Here is a 19129-nt window from a genome sequence, read left to right as displayed (position 1 = left end):
CCGGCGGGCCCGACCGGGTCAGACCGCGAGGGGCAGGGCGGTCAGCCGCGGGTTGACGCCGCGCACCTGATCGGGTTCGGCGAGCAGCCGTAGATCGGGCAACTGCTGGGCGATCTTCTCGAACATGATGCGTCCCTCCAGCCGGGCCAGCGGCGCGCCGAGACAGAAGTGGATGCCATGCCCGAAACCGATGTGGTGCTTCGCATCGGAGCGCTTGATGTCGAAGACGTCCGGGTCGGTGAAGACTTCCGGATCGCGGTCGGCGCCGAGCACCGACAGCGCGACGATCTCGAACGGGGGGATGACCCCGCCGCCGATCTCGATGAGCTGAAAGGTGTACCGCGGCGGTGCGATCTCGACCGGCCCGTCGTACCGGATGATCTCCTCGACGGCCGCGGCCGCCAGCGACGGATCGTCCTTCAGCAACTGCCACTGGTCGGGATTGCTGAGCAACGCCAGGATGCCGTTGGCGATGAGGTCGACGGTCGTCTCCTGCCCGGCCACCAGCAGAAGCTGGATCATCGCGACGAGCTCGTCGCGGTCGAGCGAGTCGCCGGCGATCTGCAGCGCGACGAGCGCGGAGAGCAGGTCGTCGCGCGGATCGGCGCGGCGCTTGGCGGCAAGGTCGTCGAGGTAGGCCGCGAACTGCCCGGTCGCCGCCGCCCACGCGGTTCCACCCGAGATCATCATTGCGGACCAGGCCCGGAACCGCTCGCGGTCTTCCGGTGGTATCCCGATGAGGTCGGCGATGATCGCGACGGGTACCGGGTCGCCGAGGTCGCCGACCCCGTCGACGGTGCCACGCCGCCGGGCGTCGGCCAGCAGCCCGTCGACCAGCGCCTCGATCCTGGTCTCCAGGCGGGCGACGGTCCGGGGGGTGAATGCCGTGTTGATGAAGCCGCGCAACCGGGTGTGGTCGGGCGGATCGAGGCTGATGAGCTGGCGGGCGCCGAGGCGGTCGGCCTCGCGGACCGGTACCCGGGACCGCGCCGCGGCTGGACCGGTCTGGTGCCGGTGGACCTCGTGGCCGATGTCCGGGTGGCGCAGCCCCGAGCGCACGTCGGCGTGCCTGGCCAGTACCCAGAACCGTTTGCCGGTGACCGGGTCTATCTGCGGTACCGGTTCGCCGGCCGCGCGCACCCGTGCGTAGAAAGCGTGGCGGTCGCGGCGCGCCGCCTCACTCCACAGTTCGTGGGGTTCGAAATCCACTGCCATCGGCCGTACGTCACCCTCCACTACGCGACCCTGCCCTGACTGTCTGCGCCCCCGCCGCCGACGGGTCCGTTGCGGGACCGGCCGGCGGCGGGATCGCCCGCCCGGGTACGCCCGGGCTGTTGCGCGCGACTGGTTACGGCAGCAGATGCGCGTGCGCCGCCGCCTGCATGATCGCGGTGATCTGGGAGCTGGTGAGCAGGCCGGCATGCGCGAAGGCGTCGGTCGCGGCCTCCACGGTGCTCACCAACTGACCGTGGTTCTTAAACGGCGCCGACGACCACACCACATCCAGGAAGGTCAGTCCGTCTTCGCGGGCCACGTTCGGTATCCCGGTGTCGTTCGTGCCGAACACGATGGTCGGCTCGACACGGTGGAAGTACACGTGGTACGCGGTCGTGTCGTCGATGTAGAACGGCCGGACGGTCAACCCATTGGCAGTGAACGTCATCGGCCCGGCCGGCGTCATGGCCCGGCTGACGTCGCCGTTGAGCTGCAGGCCCGCGTAGAACGAGCGCTCGAGGTAGGTCTTCTGCGTCGACAGCGTGACCATCGGTACTGGGCCGTAAGCCAGCGCCTGGGTCTGGGGCTGGTCCAGGGCCCGCTCCGCGCGCATGGTGAAGGGCATCGAGATGTCGATGGTGTCGCCCGACCTCCACGTGCGGGTGATCGACACGTAGGTGCCGGCCTCCGCGTCCAGGGACTGGGTCCGCCCGTTGATCTGGACCGTGAAGCCCTTCTGCACCCAGTACGGCACCCGCAGCTTGAGGGTGAACTGGCCGCTGCCGGTGACGGTGAGGGTGGTCTCCCCGGTCGGGTCGGTCGGGAAGTTCGTCGCCTGGTCGAGCGAGATACCCCGGGCCGCCCAGTTCAACGTCGAGGGGATGTACAGGTTGACATACAGCTCGGTGTCGTCGACGGAGGCGAAGTAGATGGAGTCCTGGAACTTCTCGTGCGACTCCAGACCGGTGCCGCCGCAGCAGGTACCGAGGTTGCCGTAGCCCCGGGTGGTGCCCGGGTTGACCGGGATGAAGTAGGTCAGGTTCGGGTTGGTGTTGCTGCTGGTGTTGCGGCGCGAGGCGAGAATCTGCCCGAACAGCGTGCGCTCGTAGTACTGCATGTACTTCGGGTCAGCGGTGTGGAAGAACAGGTTCCGGCTCAGCTTGAGCATGTTGTACTCGCAGCAGGTCTCCGCGTTACTCGTCTGAATCGTCGAGGCGATGACGTCACGTGCCCCGAAGATCTCGCCGGAACCGGCCATGCCGCCGTCGACGTAGATGCGGTGCGGTACGACCATGTCCCAGAAGTTCTTGGCCGCGGTCAGGTACTGCTCGGCGGGCGCGCGGTAGGTCGGCTGGACCGAGTCGCTGAAGTTGTCGTAGATGGTCAGGTAGCTGCGGTACTGGGGGATGTGCTGGTTGGCGTGCTCGCCGTTGATGGTGTCCTGGTTGGCTACCGCCGCGTCGAACAGGTAGGTGTTGACGAAGCACTCGGCCGTCTCGAGGTAGCCGGTGTTGCCGGTCACCGCGGCAAGTTCGGCGAGCACCTCGGGCATGGCGTTGTATTCGCCGGCGATGTAGATCTTCCACATGCTGTCCAGCGTGGTGCGCGGCAGCTTGGTCAGCCGGCTCTGCGCCCAGTCGGCCATCCCGGTCACGAGTGACAGCGCCTGCTGGTTGCCCGTGTAGAGGTAGGCGTCCAGCAGACCCCGCATGATCATGTGGCAGGTGTACCAGGGCGCCCAGATCGGGCTGTAGGTCGACAGCTGCTCGAGCCGGATGTACTGGGTCTCCGGGTACGCGGCAAGGAAACCCGGGTGTCGCTGGCCGTCGGTCGGCGCGAAGATGTGCGCGTCCCGCCCGTTGCCGGAGGAGTCGGTCGCGGTCGGGCCGTTGGTCTCGGCGAACCTGTACCACACCACGTTGCCGCCGCCGGTGCTGCCGCCCTCGCTGGTGGTCAGGCTCTGCACCTCGTCCGCGGCCAGCGCGTGGTCGTAGACCCGAAAGTCGCTGACCTTCGCGTTCAGGAACTCGACCGAGCCCATCGGATACTGGTTGCGACCGATGTAGTTGAGCGTGGTCGCGCCGAGGCTCGCCGGCGACAGGGTCATTCCGGTGTTCGTGTTGACCGCGACTCCGTCGACGTACAGCGTCGTGGTGTTGCCGGCGTGGGTCACCGCGAGATGCGTCCAGGTGCCGGTCGGCAGCTGCGCGGTACCGGCGATCGTCTGCAGGCCGCCCGTGCCGTTGGTGGTGATGCCGAAGACCGGGTGGTTCGAGGAGTTCGCCTGCAGGTACATGTGCGAGGTGTTGCTGGTACCGAAGTCGAAGATGGCCGTGTTGTTGGTGAGCGCGGTGGGGTTGACCCAGACCGCGACGGTGAAGTCGGTCAGGCCGTCGACGACGCCGGCGGGCAGCTGTAGGTGCTCGGAGTTGCCGGTGTTGGCTTTGCCGCAACCGGTCAGGTTGACGGCGCTGCCGAACTTGCCGGCGACTCGGGGCGTGGGCTGGGCCGCGGCCGCGGCCCACGCGTCCCGGCACTGGGCCAGCGTGGTGACGAAGTAGTTGGCCCGGTCAAGGAACGCGGTGTTGCCGCTGCCGGCGTAGCCCAACGCGAGGGCGCTGAGAAAATGTCCGGCATAGTGACCGCGCAGATTGCCGTCCGAGGTCTCCCAACCGCCCGGCTGGCTTGACCCGGGCGGGTTGGGCAGCCCGACGGCGAGCCGAAAGAGGTACAGCATGTTGTCGATCGGATAGTTGAGCAGGAACTGGTGGATGCGGTCGCGGTTGTCGGTGAACAGGCTGGGATGCAGCGCTACCTGGTTGTTGTCGAACGGCTTGACCGACCAGCCGGCCGGGATCGGGATGCTGCGCTGGGCAACCGTGCCGACGAGTTCGTCCGACCCGGCATCGCGTGGGGCGGCTACGGCCGGCGTTGCTCCGAGCATCGACGTGGCGCTGAGCGCGGCGGGCACTGCGGCGCCTGCCATGCCAAGACGCAGAGCGTCTCTGCGCGAGATCTTCTCCATGCTGTGGTTGCCTCTCCTTAGCGGTTGGCTACGGACTCGGCCGGGCGAGTTTGAGCGCGCCGCTGCGGCGAGGTGTATCGCCACGACGCGGGCGCGAGGCGTCCGGCCGGATGCGGTCAGCCGCTTGCCCGGATCTGTCTTGCCGTGTGTTGCCGGCACACCGGACGGCGGCGTGCCGTGGACCTGGGACCAATGGAAATCGTCATCGACGGCCGAGGGGAATCGTGTTCGCGACCACAGTCCAGCCAGTAACCGCGTACGTCACCGGCAAAAGATAGGTATGCGAATGTGTTAGCGGTAACAATCTCGAACGCTAGTTAGGTCATGGACCGGTGTCAAGGGTCGCGGTAGGTCAACTTCACCAGCCGGTGACCGGTCGGTAACGCATGGAGGGCCATCTCCCGGCGAGCGGCGGGAGCTGGGGTGGACGGCCATAGCCGACCGAATTGGTAACGGTCTATGGCGCGTCTGGTGATGGCGTCGCAGTCATGCCACATGCGGCACCTTGTTAGCGCTAACATGGCAACGCGTTTAGCGTGCCTGGTACGCCATGCGCCACAGGCTGGACACGATGACCGACCGCGGTGGCGCGAATCGCTGAGCACCGCAGAGGAAACCAGACGACGCTGGATCCTCACGACGGTGGTGGTCGCCAGCCTCTCGCACCTCGTCAACCCGCTGATATTCAGTCGGCCGGATGCGCGGCCGACGCCAAGGGGCGGTCCGAGGGCGTCGAAAGGGCGCTGCCCCGTTGACATCGCAGCATCGACATCTTTGATTCGAAGCATGAGTGACAACTCATCCGCTCGGCGTGCCGGCAGTACCCGGCGCGCGTTCCTGTCCACCTCGGCTGTCGCCGCGGCGGGCATTCCCCTGCTGGCCGACGCTGGATCGGCGGCCGCCAGCCCGCTGGCCGGACCGCGATCGGACGCGGGCCTGCGTGACATGCTCAAGCATGTCGACCCCAGGCGTATGGAGGCGACCGTACGGCGGCTCGTCTCGTTCGGCACCAGGCACACCGCCTCCAGCCAGGACGACCCGGTGCGCGGCATCGGCGCAGCGACGAACTGGGTGTACGGCCAGCTGCAAGACATCGCGGCCACGTCGCGCGGCGCGATGACCGTGCAGAAGCAGACGTTCATCCAGCCGGTCTCCAGCCGCATCCCGGTACCGACCACGATCACGAACGTCATCGCCACGATGACGGGCGCCGCCTCCCCGCAGCGGTACTACGTCGTGACCGGACACCTGGACTCGCGGGTGACCGACGTGCTGGACTTCACCAGCGACGCCCCCGGCGCCGACGACGACGCCTCCGGCGTCGCGGTCGTGCTCGAGCTGGCTCGGCTGTTCGCTACCCGTCCCCGGTTCCCCGGCACCTTGGTGTTCGCCACCGTCGCGGGGGAGGAGCAGGGCCTGTACGGCTCGGCCTTCATGGCGCAGCAGATGGCGGCCTCCGGCGCGGATGTGCAGGGCATGTTCAGCAACGACATCGTCGGTGCCTCGCGGGCCTGGGACGGGACGAAGCCGGACCCGCACACCCTGCGGCTGTTCGTCGAGGGTATCCCGACCGCCGCGACCGCCGCGCAGATCTCGCTCATGCAGTCGGTGGGCGGCGAAAACGACGGCGCGACCCACCAGCTCGCCCGTTTCGTCAGTCAAGCGGCGCCGTTCGAGCTGACCGGCATGAACGTGCGGGTCATCTGGCGGCGGGACCGCTATCTGCGGGGCAGCGACCACCTGTCGTTCCAACAGCACGGCTACCCCGCGGCCCGGTTCACGGAGCCACGGGAGAACTTCAACCACGAGCACCAGAACACGCAGGTCGTGGACGGTGTCCAGTTCGGCGACCTGATCGACTTCGTCGACTTCGACTACATGGCGCGGGTGGCGAAGGTGAACGGCGCCGCCCTGTGGTCCCTGGCCACCGCCCCAGGTACCCCGAAGAACCTCAAGATCCACACGACGCCGCCCGGCACTCTGTCCGGCACCAACATCACGACGCTCAGCTGGGACCCGGGTCCGGAGCCCGACCTGGTCGGCTACGAGGTCGTGCTCCGCGAGACGACCGCCGCTGACTGGACGAGCGCCGTCAATGTTGGCAACGTGACAACGGTCGACCTGGACATCGCCAAGGACAACGTCCAGTTCGGCATTCGCGCCGTCGACTCCGCCGGCCACCGCAGCCCCGTCGCCTTCCCCACGACAGTCGCCTAAAAGTGGACGTTCGCGAGCGCGGTGGGTCCGCGCGTGCGCACCTCGCTCCGCGCGCCCCGCCGCGACCGGCCCCGTGGTAGTTGGAGCCCGGGGCGCAGGGTCGCGGTCGGGCGTACGGGAAATGGGAGATGGAGGTTTTCAGGCGGCCATGCGCCGGATGGTCGGCTCGGAGTGGCCGCCGTCGCGCAGCACCAGCATGGCCGCCCACCTCAACGCCGACGTAGCTGAGCCGCCGGCGATCACCGAAGGCAGGAGCGCTCGGGCGAGTTCAGCCGAGATCGCCCGAACTGGGGGCAGATTGCGCCGCAGGTGCCATGACTGGCCGGCCCATTATCAGGCTGGAGATCCGCTTGCGGAGCATCCATAGGGCGCAAATCAAGAGTGCGGCGACCGCCACTCTAACCGCGAAGAAGAAGATCAGTTCACCCTCGGCGTTGTGCCAGACCGCCCGTTCGGGATCGGTGGTCTCGATCGACGTTGTTCTTCCGGCGAACGCCAGGGCCAAGGACACCAAGATGCCGCTGCGCCAGGCAGCCACGCTCCAGTGCGACATCACGGTGCGGGCGTCGTAGCCGAGGCGGCGAAGCATGCGGCGGCTGATCACAAAGAAGGCCACGAAGCCCGCGATGTAGGCGAACAGGGCCAGCGTGTACAGGACAAAGCTGGTCACCTCGATGTTGGCCATGTCGAGGACGTCTCGCACAGGAACCGAACTTGGACCCCGGGCTATCCGATCCACCAGTTGGCGCCCGCGGATCAAGACGATGAGCATGGTGAGACAAGTGGCCAGATAGGTAGCGGTGAGCACGAGTGCGGCCCAAGTGGCCGCCTGCCACCCCGTCGGCGCGCTCCTGGCGCGTCCCGCGGCCGGTTGACCACTGGCATGGCGGCTGCGGTCGTCACCGCGTTCGATCTCGCCAAGGACCCGTTCCGATTCAGCACTGTCGAATGCCACCCGGGCATTCTGCCAATTAGAGCTGACCTACGAGCACGGAGGCACGCTGTCGCCACCGCCGGTGGGCGGATCCCTATTGACGTGCGCGGCCTGGAGGTGGGTCACCGGCCGTTGAGGAAGGAGACCGCTTCGGTCAGTGCGAGGTCGGTGAGCGTCGGGTCGTACCGGGCGCCGACGTCGCGCATGAACGCGTGCTCGCCGCCAGCGTAGACGTGGAGTTCGAGGTCGTTGAGTCCGGCGGCGTAGAGGGCGGCGATGGTCTGTGCTCGCGCGTCGGCGGGTACGTGCGGATCCCGAGAGCCGAAGATGACCATCAGTCGGCCATGGATGCTTGCGGCGCGGGCCAGTGATCCCGCGTCGGCGTCAGCGCCCAGTTCACCGTTGTGCAGCCCGGTTGGGTAGAAGCACACGGTGGCCGCGACCCGCGGGTCGAAGGCGGCACGGAACGCGAGGTGACCGCCGAGACAGAATCCCACCGCGTGCAGCGTGGTGATGTCGCCGCGCTGCTCCATGAAGTCCAGCACCGCGACGCGGTCCGAGTCGAACTGGACGGTCGTCGTGCCGGCGGCACCCGCGAGTCCAGCCTTTTTGCCGGCATCGTCGAACTCCAGTGCGACACCGGCGAGATCCCGCGGGTAGATCTCGGGTATGCAGACAACGAATCCGGCCGAGGCCAGGCGCCGCGCCGTGCGCAGCGTCGACTCCGTCAACTGGAAGATGTCGGTGTACAGCAGCACGCCAGGCCACGGGCCCTCGCCGACCGGTGCGAGTACCACCGAGCGGATCTCGCAGTCGGGCGCCGGCACTCGTACGTGGTCCTCACGCAACTTCATGTCAATGACACTACCGGCGCAAGGCTGCCGGCCCGTGCCTGTCCCCGGCGAAGGCGCGCCAACAGCTGCGCTGCGGCCGCCGGCGTAGACGCTGGCGGCCAGGTCTGTGAGGCCATGGCGGACCCGACGGCGGCCGGGTTGTGATCGGCTCCGCCTGTATTGCCAGCGTTAGGGCCAGCGCAGGTCGGCGGGGTGCGGGCACATGCCCGTTCATGCGGTCGATCGTGACGGTGGGGCGGGTGGGGGCACGGGGCCGTCTAGCAGGGGGTCGGCGGTGATGCGCATGTGCTCGGACAACTGATCGTTGAGCGTGTCTCGGATGGCCGTGTGGGTGGGGTCGTCGGCGAGGTTGACGCGTTCGGCCGGGTCGGTGTCGAGGTCGTAGAGCTCGATTGCCGGGCGGGGCGGGAAGTCGGCGTCCCGCATTCCCTTACGCGTGGGGCTGTTGGCGAGGTCCTTCGAGATCGGTGGCGGTGTTGCGGGGAGGAAGTTGCGGATGAGCTTGTGGCGACGGGTTCGTATCGCGCGGATCGGGTCGTAGCCGTCGTGGTAGGTCTTCTCGAGGAACAGTGCACGATCGTCGGCGTGTGGTGCGTCGGCGTCGAGTGGTGCGTCGGCGTCGAGTGGTAGGGGTGTGCCTTCCAGCCACGGCGGCGGCGTGACGTGGGCGGCGTCCAGCAGGGTGGGGATGACGTCCAGGTGGCTGACCAACATCGAGCGGCGTCCCGCCGGTACCTGCCACCGGCGGGGTGGGCGTACGAGCAGTGCCACCCGCACGCCGGGGTCGTAGAGCGTCCCTTTCGCCCTGGGGAACGGGGCGCCGTGGTCGGCGGTGAAGATGACGAGGGTGTTCTGCGGGTCGGTGTAGCGGTCGATGGCGTGCAGCAGCCGGCCGAACGCCGTGTCGAGCTGGCGGATGGAGCCGTGGAAAGCGGCGATGTCAGCCCGGGTGTGCGCGTTGTCAGGCAGGAACTCCGGCACGTCGACGCGGTCCGGGTCGGCGGGTCGGTAGTCCTCCGGGGGCCAGGGGCGATGCACCTCCCAGGTACCGGTGACCATCAGCATCGGTTGCCGCGCGCCGGGACTTGTGGTGCGGTCCCGAAGGTACTCTTCGGCCATCGCCGCCATCGGCAGCGCGCGCGGCAGGAATCCGGCGCCGATCACCTCGTCATAGCCCAGGACCGTGGGGTCGGTGTGTTCGTGCTGCAGGCCGACCAGCACGCTGCGGTAGCCCGCCCCGGACATCAGTTCAGGCAGCGTTCGCACGCCGGGGCGGTAGCGCCATCCGGCGTGCGCGAGTCCTTGGATGCCGTTGACGTGCGGCGAGGTTCCGGTGAACAGTGAGGCGCGCGCCGGGCTGCACAGCGGGGCTGTGGCGAACGCGTTGTCGAACACGACCGATTCGGCGGCGAACCGTTCCAGGCTGGGGCTGGGGACGCTGGGCATTCGGTAGCAGGACAGCCAGTCGCCCAGGTCGTGGCAGTGGGCGAGCACGATGTCGGGCGGCGTCATCGCGTGGCGCCGATCGTGACGGTGGCGGCGTCGAGGCTGGCGTGGATGGCGCGTACCTGGATGGTTGCCTGCAGGACGCTGTGGCGGGTGAAGGCTGTGCGTTCATCTGGAACCATGTCGTCCCTCCAGGGCTGGAGCTCTGGCCACACTAGACCGCCGAGCAATTGCGGTCTAGACCGAAAGTCGCTTCCCTTCTCCATCAGGTCAGGGACGCCGCCACGCAGGTCGGCTCGGGAGCAGCACCAACACCTCGTGCGACCACGTCGACCGCAATTTAGGCGGTTGGCGGCTGCCACTTGTACAGCGTCACGCCGGACACAAGCACCAGCCGGCCGTCTGGCAGCACGGCGAACTGGCTGTAGCCGAACTCGCCCAGGTCGTCGACCTTGCCGGTAGCGCCCCAGACCAGGCAGAGCCGATCGGCCACGCCGACATACAGCGCGTCCTTTCCCGGCACCTGAGCAACGGTGCCGACAGTGCTCGGCGAGGTGGCGGACGTGGTGCTCATCGTTCCCGGCAACTGGACGCGCCGCTTGATGGCGCCGGTAGCCGGATTGAGCTGCAAGAGCGCCGTGCCCGCCAAGGTCCATAGGCGGCCACGGGCATCGAACTGCGTGGCGACATAGGAGGTCGCGCCAGCCTCCGGCGATACCTGCCACCGCACACGGCCGTGCTCGAGATCGTAGGCGAGGACCGTGCCCTCGAACTGGGGCGGGTTGGAACTGCCAGTACCGCCGTTGATCCAGCTTCCCGCGTAGACCATGCCGGCCCGAACGGCGAGCGACGTCAGCGCGCGCTCATGGGCAAGATCGCCGATGATCCGATATTTGCCGGTCTTCGTGTCGTAGACCACCAGTGCGCCGCCGAACGCGGTGAGCTTCGGGCCGGTCGCCGCCAACACCCAGCGTCCCGCGCGGGTCATGGCGAAGACCCGATCCTGTGGTGGGCCCGTGTAGGTTTCGTCCAGCGCGAAGTCCCAGAGCTTGACCGGGTTGATCGCCGATCCGGGCGGGCCGGGCAAGTAGTCGGGGTCGTTGAACGGGAGGCTGGGATCGAAGCGATACCCGCGGGAGTCCGGGTAGGCGCCGATCCAGAGGTTGCGTCCGTCGTCGTAGAAGCTCTCGGCTTGCGACCAACGGTGGTAGGTGGTGTCTCCGTCCTCGGCCACGTGGGCGAATCCGACCAGGTGACCGCCCACCCACACACCGCCGTCGCGAGCGGGGGACACCGAGATGATGTCCACCGGCGACGTCGGGACGTCAGACTGGTCTGTTTGAGTCTTCGCGGTGGTCGGGTTGTAGCGCCACACCTCGCCGCGCCAGAAGAAGCCGACGAGCGTCTGCCCCGGCCAGTCGGAGTCGCCGAGGTCGACCCAGCCGGTACCTCGGTAGTTGTACACGCGCCCTGGATAGGTCAACGGGGTGGGGCTGAGCTTGCTGGTTTCCGGGTCGTACGCGGTCAGCGTGTTCTCGGTCATCACGTAGACCTCGCCGTTGGGTCCTGCCGGCGGTAGACCGAGGCCGGCGACGTCGTTGATCGGATCGTCCCAGCTGTCGGTGTCCGGGTGGTACGGGTAGAGCGGCGAGTACTTGATGTCGTGGCCGATGCGCGCGTAGACGATGTCGCCCACGGCGTTTACGTCGAACACCGAGGCCAGCGCGTTGTCGCCGTCGGACCCGTCCGGCATGGCGATGTCACTGACCGCGCCCGTAGTTGGGTCGACGCGCAGGAAGTGCGGGCTGGATCCGGTGCCGACGTAGAGGTTGCCTCCGAGGGCGGTGACGGCGTATGCGTGCTTGGCGTCGTCCACCAGAGAGCCGAAATTGTGGACCGCGTCGTTGCTCGGATCGATGGAGAACAGGGCCGCGCCCGGGTAGGTGACTCCGTAGATGAGGCCGTCGTCGCCGATCGTGAGACTGTAGGTGACGGTCTGGTTGGCGACTGGCTTACCTAGATCTTCGGGCGCCTGGCTTCCCCAGCGCAGGTGGTATACGTTGCCGGCGCCGCCGATGTAGACGTCTCCGCTGTCCAAGACGACCAGCGCGCCGGTGCCGCCGCCGGTGAGCGGGCTGGTCCATAGCGTTTTGGCGGTGCGCGGGTCGACGACGGCAAGGACGGCGGGGCTGCCGTCGATGACTGCGTACATCCGCGGTTCGCCGTCCGGTGTCGTGACGACAGCAGAACCGGAGACGTTCGTCTCCCTCAGCGGAGTGCCCAAGGACACCGGATCGGCGGTGGTCTGCGTCGTGCTGGGGGCGGCACCGGCGATTGATGGACGAGCCAGGCCAGCGACAGGGGCGATGACGGCCGCGGACAGAATCGCGCGACGAGTGGGGTGAGCAGGCATCTGTTCTCCAGAGTCATCTCGAAGAGCACGCCGATCGAGGCGCCGTACAGGCTGCGGTCAGGACTGGTGTCTACGACAGCGAACGCCGGTGCCCTGCCAAAGGTCTGCCGCCAGCCCGGGATGACACCGCCCGTGACCGGTTGCTCGAAGCCTGGATTGGTCATGGCCACCGCCCGGGCTGCGGGCGCGAGCAGGGCCGCCAGGGTACAGCCGGGCAGCAGCCCGACAAGGGCACGCAGTCGCGCGGCCATTCGAGACCCCCGTAGGCTGCCGACGATTACGGCCAGGACCGTAATTCACGACAGATGCTAGTCGGCCAGATCACACAGGTCAACGCGAGTAGCGAGGAATCCCACACGCAATGCGGCCCGCTGGTCCGCGCCCGTGACCGTGTGCGCCGCTTTGTCTCTCGCCCGAGCGCCGAACGCGGTCAACACTCCCCGCCGCAGGGCAAACGACACGTCGCGGACCGCCTGCACATGCGTGGCGCTCATGCGTGCCCGATCCCAGCCGGTCGCTCAATTTGGTTGCGGGGCCGCTTGCGCTTGGCTTTGATCGGCATCCATGACAGCCATCGATGCGCTTGCCCGCCCGGACCGCTATCCGCGCTCGTCTCAGTACGACCCGGTCTGGCTGCTCGACCTGGACATGGGGCCCAATCCGCTGTGGCTGCTGGAAGACCTGGCCCAAGACCTCGACCTGCACTCGGGCATGAAGGTCCTCGACTTGGGCTCCGGCCGAGGGGCGACATCGGTCTTCCTGGCCCGTGAGTACGGCGTTCACGTGGTGGCGGCCGACCTGTGGATCGGGCCGGATGAAGCGGCGGCCGTGTTTGCCGAAGCCGGTGTGGCCGATCGGGTGACCGCCGTGCGGGCCGAGGCGCATGCACTGCCGTTTGCCCGGGACAGCTTCGACGCGATCGTGAGCATCGACGCGTTCGAGTATTTCGGCACGGCCGACAGCTATCTGCCTTATCTCGCGGGCTTCGTGCGGCCGGGCGGGCAGATCGGCATGTCGACGCCGGGAATGACCCGGGAGATCCGTGATCTCGGCGCGATCCCGGAGCCGATCAAGAAGCTGTTCGGCTGGGAGCCCATTGCCTGGCATACCCCCGAGTGGTGGCGCTTTCAATGGCACATCACCGAGTTAGTGACCGTCACCTGCGCACGACTCCAGGAGGACGGCTGGCAGGACTGGCTGCTGTGGACACAAGCGGTGGCCGAGCACGGCGGTGACGAGTCCGGGCCACGCCGCGATCGCCAAGAGATCATTGACCTGCTCAACGCCGACCGAGGCAGCCTCCTGGGCTTCGCGATGGTGACAGCGACGAAGAACTACGGTCTGTCTCAAAGTCGTGTTTGCTGACTCCTCTGACAGTGTCCCTCTCGGACGTCCCTGCCACCGCACCCTGAGGGCTGCACTACCTGACCTCGTGCACGGCGGTTCACGACGCGGTCGTCGCGCTCAGGAAGAAGAGGGGCTGATCCCGGATTCCATGACCACTTCCCACGACCGGGCCGGCGGCTGCGGCCAGCCCGGACGTCGGTCGCATCCCATCTGGTCGCATCGGTTCGGCAGTTGGGGCGGGATCTCACCCTCGCCGTGCAGACAGAATCTGGCAGCAGAGTCGGGCAGGATCACAGCAGGCCGCGCTTGACCGCGCGGACACCAGCCTGGAACCGGCCGGTGGCGTCGAGTTCGTCGAGCAGCGCTGCGATGCGGCGGCGGACCGTTCGTGGGCTGATCCCGAAATGGCGGGCGATCGACTCATCTTTCATCCCTGCGGTGAGCAGGTCGACAAGCTCGGTTGTGTCGGCGTCGCGCGCCTGTGTGGCGCCGTGGCGGCCCGATCCGAACCGGATCGGGCTGGCGTGCGACCACAGTTGCTCGAACATCGCCTGCAGGCCGTCAGTCAGCGCCGAGCGCGCCGCCACGACCGAGACGGTCTCCGGCGCGGCCTCCTCTCCGGTCAGGAGTACCACGGCGCTCTCCCGGTCGACCACCAGCAGCTTCATGGGCACCTGCGGCAGAACCCGGGCCTCTTCGCCCGACTCGACCATCCAGTGGATGCGGGCGACCAGCGCCGGCTCGTCGAGGACCGGGCTTGCGTACAGGGACCGAAACCGGACGCCTCGGCGCAGCAGATCGAGTTCGGCGTCGCTGACGTACGCGCTGCTCGGCGCGACGTACGGTGGGCTGTCGATGCCGACCACTTCACTCCTCGCGGAGCCGAGCAGGTCGTGGATACGGGTCGCGGTCGCCGCGCGCCCCTCCACCACCTCGAACAACCGACGTGGCTCGGTGCGCATCAGTCCGGCGGCGAATACCCGTGACAGATCGTGTGAGGCGGCCTCGAGTCGGTCCAGGGCGTGTCGTCGTTCCCGCACCAACGCGCCGAGGCCGGCAAGAGGGTCCACCGCCTCGTGGCGGCCGCCCGTTGCGGTGTCGAGCCGCAACAGGCCCAAGGACACCAGACGGTCCAGCGCCCCGTGTACCTGTGCGGCCGGACAGCTCAGTGCCTCGCTGTGTGCCGCGGCGTCGGCTCCGGGGTCCAGCAGGACCCGCCGGTACACCTGTTGGTCCAGGTCGGATAGGCCGATCAGTTCCCAGCTTCCCCGCCCACCGGCATCCGTCACAGCCGTGAGCGTAGGCCATCGCTGTCCGGAACAGGCACCTGGCCGGATCAGGCGCGTCGGCGTGACGGCTCGCTGCTAATGTCTCGCTCGAATCTCTGAAAGTTGCACGGAGACTGCGTGACGACCGCGTGACGACGCTCGGCGCCGGCGACTCGGGGACGAGAGAAGGAGCAACCATGCGTCGTTCGTTTCGGGCTTTCGCGGTGGTGGCCACGGTTATCGGCGTACTGGCCGGCCAAAGCCTTCCCGGTCTCGCGGGTGCGGTCCAGGCCGCACCGCAGACCACGCCGTTCACGGGTCGTCCAACCACGGCGGCCGACTCCGGTGCGTTGGCCGCCAAGACAACCACACCGGTCTCCGCGCACGGCGTCAAACGCATGTGCGGCACTCCCCAGGCGGGCGACTTCACGTGCTTCGCTCTGCAGCGCACCGATGTCACACCGCGCAAGGGGCTGCTGCGTGAGGCTGCCGTGGCGCCCAGCGGCTACGGGCCGGCCGATCTGCGCAGCGCCTACAACCTGCCTTCCGATGGGGGCGGGAGCCAGACCGTCGCCATCGTCGACGCCTTCGACGATCCGCAGGCAGAAGCCGACCTCACCCTCTACCGGCAGCAGTACGGCCTGCCCGCCTGTACCACGGCCGATGGCTGCTTCAACAAGGTGGACCAGCGCGGCGGCAGTGACTATCCGGCTCCCAGCGACGACTGGGTCGGCGAGATTTCCCTTGACCTGGACATGGTGTCCGCGGTTGCTCCGAAGGCTCACCTCCTGCTCGTGGAGGCTGACGACGCATCGCCGGCGAACCTTTCCGCGGCCGAAGACCAAGCCGTGGCGCTCGGGGCCAAGTTCGTGTCCAATTCGTGGGGCTCGTCGTACGTCTTTTCGCCGGAGGATCCCGCGGAAACCAGCCTCGACCCGCACTTCAACCACCCTGGCGTCGCCATTGTGGCCTCCGCCGGCGACTACGGATACGGGGTCTCCTACCCCGCCGCGTCCCCGAACGTGACGTCCGTCGGCGGCACCTCCCTGCTGCGGGAGGCGGGCGGCGCGCGTGGTTGGTCGGAATCGGTGTGGAACGGCGGTGCCGGAAAGGGCTCCACCGGTTCGGGCTGTTCGCTCTACGAGCCGAAGCCCGCGTTCCAGACCGACACCGGCTGTGGCACCCGAACCGTCGCGGACGTCTCGGCCGTCGCCGACCCCGCCACCGGTCCCGCCGTCTATGACAGCAGCGACGGCGGCTGGATCGTGATCGGCGGTACGAGCGCCTCCGCGCCCATCATCGCCGGCGTCTACGCCGACGCCGGCACACCCGCACCCGGCACCCGGCCGGTGGAGTACCCGTACCTGGCGGGGGCGTCGGATCTCAACGACGTGACCAGCGGCAGCGATGGCACCTGCTCCGTCTCCTACCTGTGCACGGCGAGGACGGGCTACGACGGCCCGACCGGCCTGGGCACCCCGAACGGTCTGGACGCCTTCCGGCTCGGCCCGCACGGCGAGGTCACCGGCACCGTCACCGACAAGGCCGGCACCCCGATCGCCGGGGCCGTGGTGAGTTCGGGACCCTACACCGCCACCACCGACGCCCACGGTGCCTTCACCTTGACCGTGAAGAGCGGCACGTACCCCATCACCGTCGACGCCTATGGTTACGCCGAGGCCACCGCGTCCGCCGACGTCGCCGACGGCGGCACCGTCCACCTGGACCTGGCGCTTCGGCAGTTGGCCGTCGAGAAGGTCGCCGGCACGGTCAGCGACGGGGCCGGCCACGGGTGGCCGCTGTACGCGAAGATCACCGTCAAGGGCGTGCCCGGTGGCCCGGTGTACACCGATCCCGGCACCGGCGCCTACAGCCTGAGACTCCCCGAGGACCACACCTACACCCTGCAGGTCACCGCCGAGTATCCCGGCTACCAGCCCGCTACCCGTGACGTCGTGGTCGGCAAGCACGCGACGAAGCAGGATTTCGCCCTGCCGGGCGACACCTGGGCGCTCACCAATCCTGGCTACACGCGCAACGTCAAGACCGCCAGTGTCGAGTCGTTCGACTCGACCGGCGCCGCGCCGACCGGTTGGAGCGTGGTCAACGCCCCCGGCACCACCGACGGTTGGGTCTTCGACGACCCCGGCGACGAGGGCAACCAGACCGGCGGCGACGGAAACTTCGCCATCGCCGACAGCAACTACGCCGACACGCGGATCGCCGAGAATACCGAGCTGATCAGCCCGGTGTACGACCTGTCCGCCGACACCTCACCCGAGTTGTCCTTCGACACCGCCTATCACGGCGACTCGGAACAGACAGGCGACGTCGACATCACCACCGACGGCGGCAGGACCTGGACCAACCTCTGGCACCAGGACTTCGGCTTCGGCTTCTACGGGCCAAGCCACGTGGAGATCGCACTCAACGCGTTCGCCGGCCGGTCCGCCGTGCAGATCCGGTTCCACTACGTCAGCCCCGGCGTGTTCTGGGAACTGGACAACGTCGCGATCGCCGAGCGGAGCCTGACACCGGTCCCCGGTGGCATGCTCATCGGAACCGTGATCGACGCGAACACCGGCAAGGGCGTCGTCGGGGCCACCGTGAGCAGCCCGGACGGCTCGGTGCACGCCGTCACCACCGCGACACCGGACGATCCCGGGACCGGGGACGGCTTCTACGACGCCTTCGCGCCCGGGGCCGGCAACCACACCTCCACCGCGGCCATGCGCTCGTACGTCGGGGCCACCGCAGCCGTGAAGGTGCGCGCCGACAAGGTCTCGCGGCGTGACTTCACGCTGAAGGCGGGACGGTTGACCGTCAGCGCGGGCCCGATCAGCGGCAGCGTCGAGTCGGGCCACAGGGTGACGCGAACCCTGACGGTCAAGAACACCGGCAGTGCGCCGGCCGCGTGGACGGCCATCGAGCGCAGCGGAACCTCGCCCGGCTCACCGGCGCCCGCCTCGGCCTGGAAGTCCATCGCCGACCTGCCCATCAAGGTGTACGACAACGCCGTCGACACCGTGGGGCAGACCGTCTACTCGGCGTTAGGCACCAACCTGAGCAGCGGAATCATGAATGACCTGTACGCCTACGATCCGCGCAGCAGCACGTGGAGTCAACGGGCCGACGCCCCCGACGCCAGTGAACAGCCCACGCACGGCGTCATCGACGGCAGGATCTACTACACCGGCGGCTGGGCCAATGGTGAGGGCATCAGCGCCGCGACGCAGGTCTACGACCCGGCGACCAACACCTGGACCACCGGAGCGGACGAGCCGCACCCGTACGGCGGTTCCGCCGGCGCCGTGCTGGACGGCACGCTGTACGTGGTCGGCGGATGCGGCGTCACCGATTGCGGAACGACCGATGTCCAGGTGTACGACCCGACGACCGACACGTGGTCGAAGGCCGCCGCCTACCCGGAGCCGATCTCCTGGGGCGCCTGCGGCGCGGTAGACGGCAAGCTGTACTGCGCCGGTGGAGAGGTGGACTTCGCCCCCGTGCAGGACGCCTTCGTGTACGACCCGGCCTCCGACAGCTGGTCGAAGCTCGCCGACCTGCCGATCGTGTTGGCGCAGTCGTCGTACGCCGCGGCCAACGGCGAACTGCTGCTCTCCGGCGGGTTCACCACCCAGAACGGCAACTTCGTGGCCACCGCCCACGGGTACGCCTACGATCCGCAGACCGGTACCTGGAGTGCGTTGCCCGACGCCCCGGCCGCCACCACGCGAGGTGGTGGAAGCTCCGGCATGTACCGGGTCGGCGGCACCACGCACCTGCCCAACGTGGTGTCCACGGCCGAGGTCCTGCAGGGATACGACCAGATCGAGTCGGACGTCAGCTGGTTGTCGGAGAGCCCGCGGCAGCTGACGCTGAAACCCGGACAGACGGCCACGATCAGCGTCACGCTGAACGCTGCCGGGCTCACCGAGCCCGGCTCGTACACCGCGACTCTGGAGCAGAGCACGGACACCCCGTACACGCTCGATCCGCTCCCGGTCTCGCTGCGGGTGACCGCCGCCGGCTCCTGAGCCGGCGGCGGTCACGTCGCCGCCAGTCCCAGTGCCTTACGCTCGCGCACGCCGGGCAGGTACAGCGCCATGGCCAGCTTCCAGCCGTAGCCCAGGGAGAGCCCTGCGGCGGAGGCCGTCAGGCCGTCCGCGACCGCCCGGGCCCCGGGGCGGCTCTCCCTGACGTCGGCCGCCCGCGGCCACGCATCGAACCGCGGACGGGGCGGGTCAGCGAGGGTGCGCCCGGGCGCCCGAACCAGTCCGGGTCAAACAAAAAGAGCCGGGTGACACGCATAGGCCGCGCGCGGGGCGGCGGGCCGTGCGGGACTGGCCGTAATGTGTCGGAACACCCCCCCCGAGCGAGGAGCCGTCACCGTGCCGGAGCTTGAGCCGC

At 68.4% G+C, this 19129-nt stretch carries 10 protein-coding genes; 3 read left to right on the top strand and 7 right to left on the bottom strand.

What is annotated here, in order from left to right; translation table 11 throughout:
* Window positions 1-18: 18 nt before the first annotated feature.
* Window positions 19-1215, bottom strand: a complete 1197-nt coding sequence (locus Raf01_RS24400; RefSeq protein WP_203920308.1) for a cytochrome P450 family protein — start codon at window positions 1213-1215, stop codon at window positions 19-21.
* 133 nt (window positions 1216-1348) lie between these two features.
* Window positions 1349-4201 carry a beta-L-arabinofuranosidase domain-containing protein gene (locus Raf01_RS24395; protein WP_203920307.1) on the bottom strand — a complete coding sequence of 951 codons (2853 nt, stop codon included), beginning with the start codon at window positions 4199-4201 and terminating at the stop codon, window positions 1349-1351.
* An 825-nt stretch (window positions 4202-5026) separates the two neighbouring features.
* On the opposite strand from Raf01_RS24395, the gene Raf01_RS24390 reads away from it, so the two are divergent.
* A complete protein-coding gene (locus tag Raf01_RS24390; protein ID WP_203920306.1) occupies window positions 5027-6457 on the top strand; it encodes a M28 family metallopeptidase in 1431 nt (476 codons plus the stop codon).
* 268 nt (window positions 6458-6725) lie between these two features.
* On the opposite strand, the gene Raf01_RS24385 is transcribed toward Raf01_RS24390, so the two are convergent.
* The 4 genes from Raf01_RS24385 to Raf01_RS24370 all read right to left on the bottom strand — a co-directional run bounded on the left by Raf01_RS24385 (window position 6726) and on the right by Raf01_RS24370 (window position 11981).
* A complete protein-coding gene (locus Raf01_RS24385) occupies window positions 6726-7412 on the bottom strand; it encodes a hypothetical protein (protein WP_203920305.1) in 687 nt (228 codons plus the stop codon).
* Between the two features lie 101 nt (window positions 7413-7513).
* Complete coding sequence (locus tag Raf01_RS24380) at window positions 7514-8245, bottom strand: dienelactone hydrolase family protein (RefSeq protein WP_203920304.1); 732 nt, start codon at window positions 8243-8245, stop codon at window positions 7514-7516.
* A 210-nt stretch (window positions 8246-8455) separates the two neighbouring features.
* Window positions 8456-9757 (bottom strand): sulfatase family protein, encoded by a 1302-nt coding sequence (locus tag Raf01_RS24375; RefSeq protein WP_203920303.1) that lies wholly within the window; start codon window positions 9755-9757, stop codon window positions 8456-8458.
* Window positions 9758-10031: 274 nt separating this feature from the next.
* Window positions 10032-11981, bottom strand: a complete 1950-nt coding sequence (locus tag Raf01_RS24370; RefSeq protein ID WP_203920302.1) for an outer membrane protein assembly factor BamB family protein — start codon at window positions 11979-11981, stop codon at window positions 10032-10034.
* A 687-nt stretch (window positions 11982-12668) separates the two neighbouring features.
* Between Raf01_RS24370 and Raf01_RS24365 the strand changes: the two genes are divergently transcribed.
* A complete protein-coding gene (locus Raf01_RS24365; RefSeq protein WP_203920301.1) occupies window positions 12669-13469 on the top strand; it encodes an SAM-dependent methyltransferase in 801 nt (266 codons plus the stop codon).
* Window positions 13470-13741: 272 nt separating this feature from the next.
* Here the strand turns inward: Raf01_RS24365 and Raf01_RS24360 are convergent, their stop codons facing one another.
* Window positions 13742-14740 (bottom strand): hypothetical protein, encoded by a 999-nt coding sequence (locus Raf01_RS24360; protein WP_203920300.1) that lies wholly within the window; start codon window positions 14738-14740, stop codon window positions 13742-13744.
* Between the two features lie 176 nt (window positions 14741-14916).
* Here Raf01_RS24360 and Raf01_RS24355 point away from each other — a divergent pair, with 176 nt between their 5' ends.
* Window positions 14917-18756, top strand: coding sequence for a carboxypeptidase regulatory-like domain-containing protein (locus Raf01_RS24355; protein WP_203920299.1), 3840 nt, complete (start codon window positions 14917-14919; stop codon window positions 18754-18756).
* The last annotated feature ends 373 nt before the right edge of the window (window positions 18757-19129 follow it).

The sequence above is a fragment of the Rugosimonospora africana genome, from assembly GCF_016862975.1.
GTDB classification, from domain to species: domain Bacteria; phylum Actinomycetota; class Actinomycetes; order Mycobacteriales; family Micromonosporaceae; genus Rugosimonospora; species Rugosimonospora africana.
This window is presented reverse-complemented; position numbering and strand designations above follow the sequence as displayed.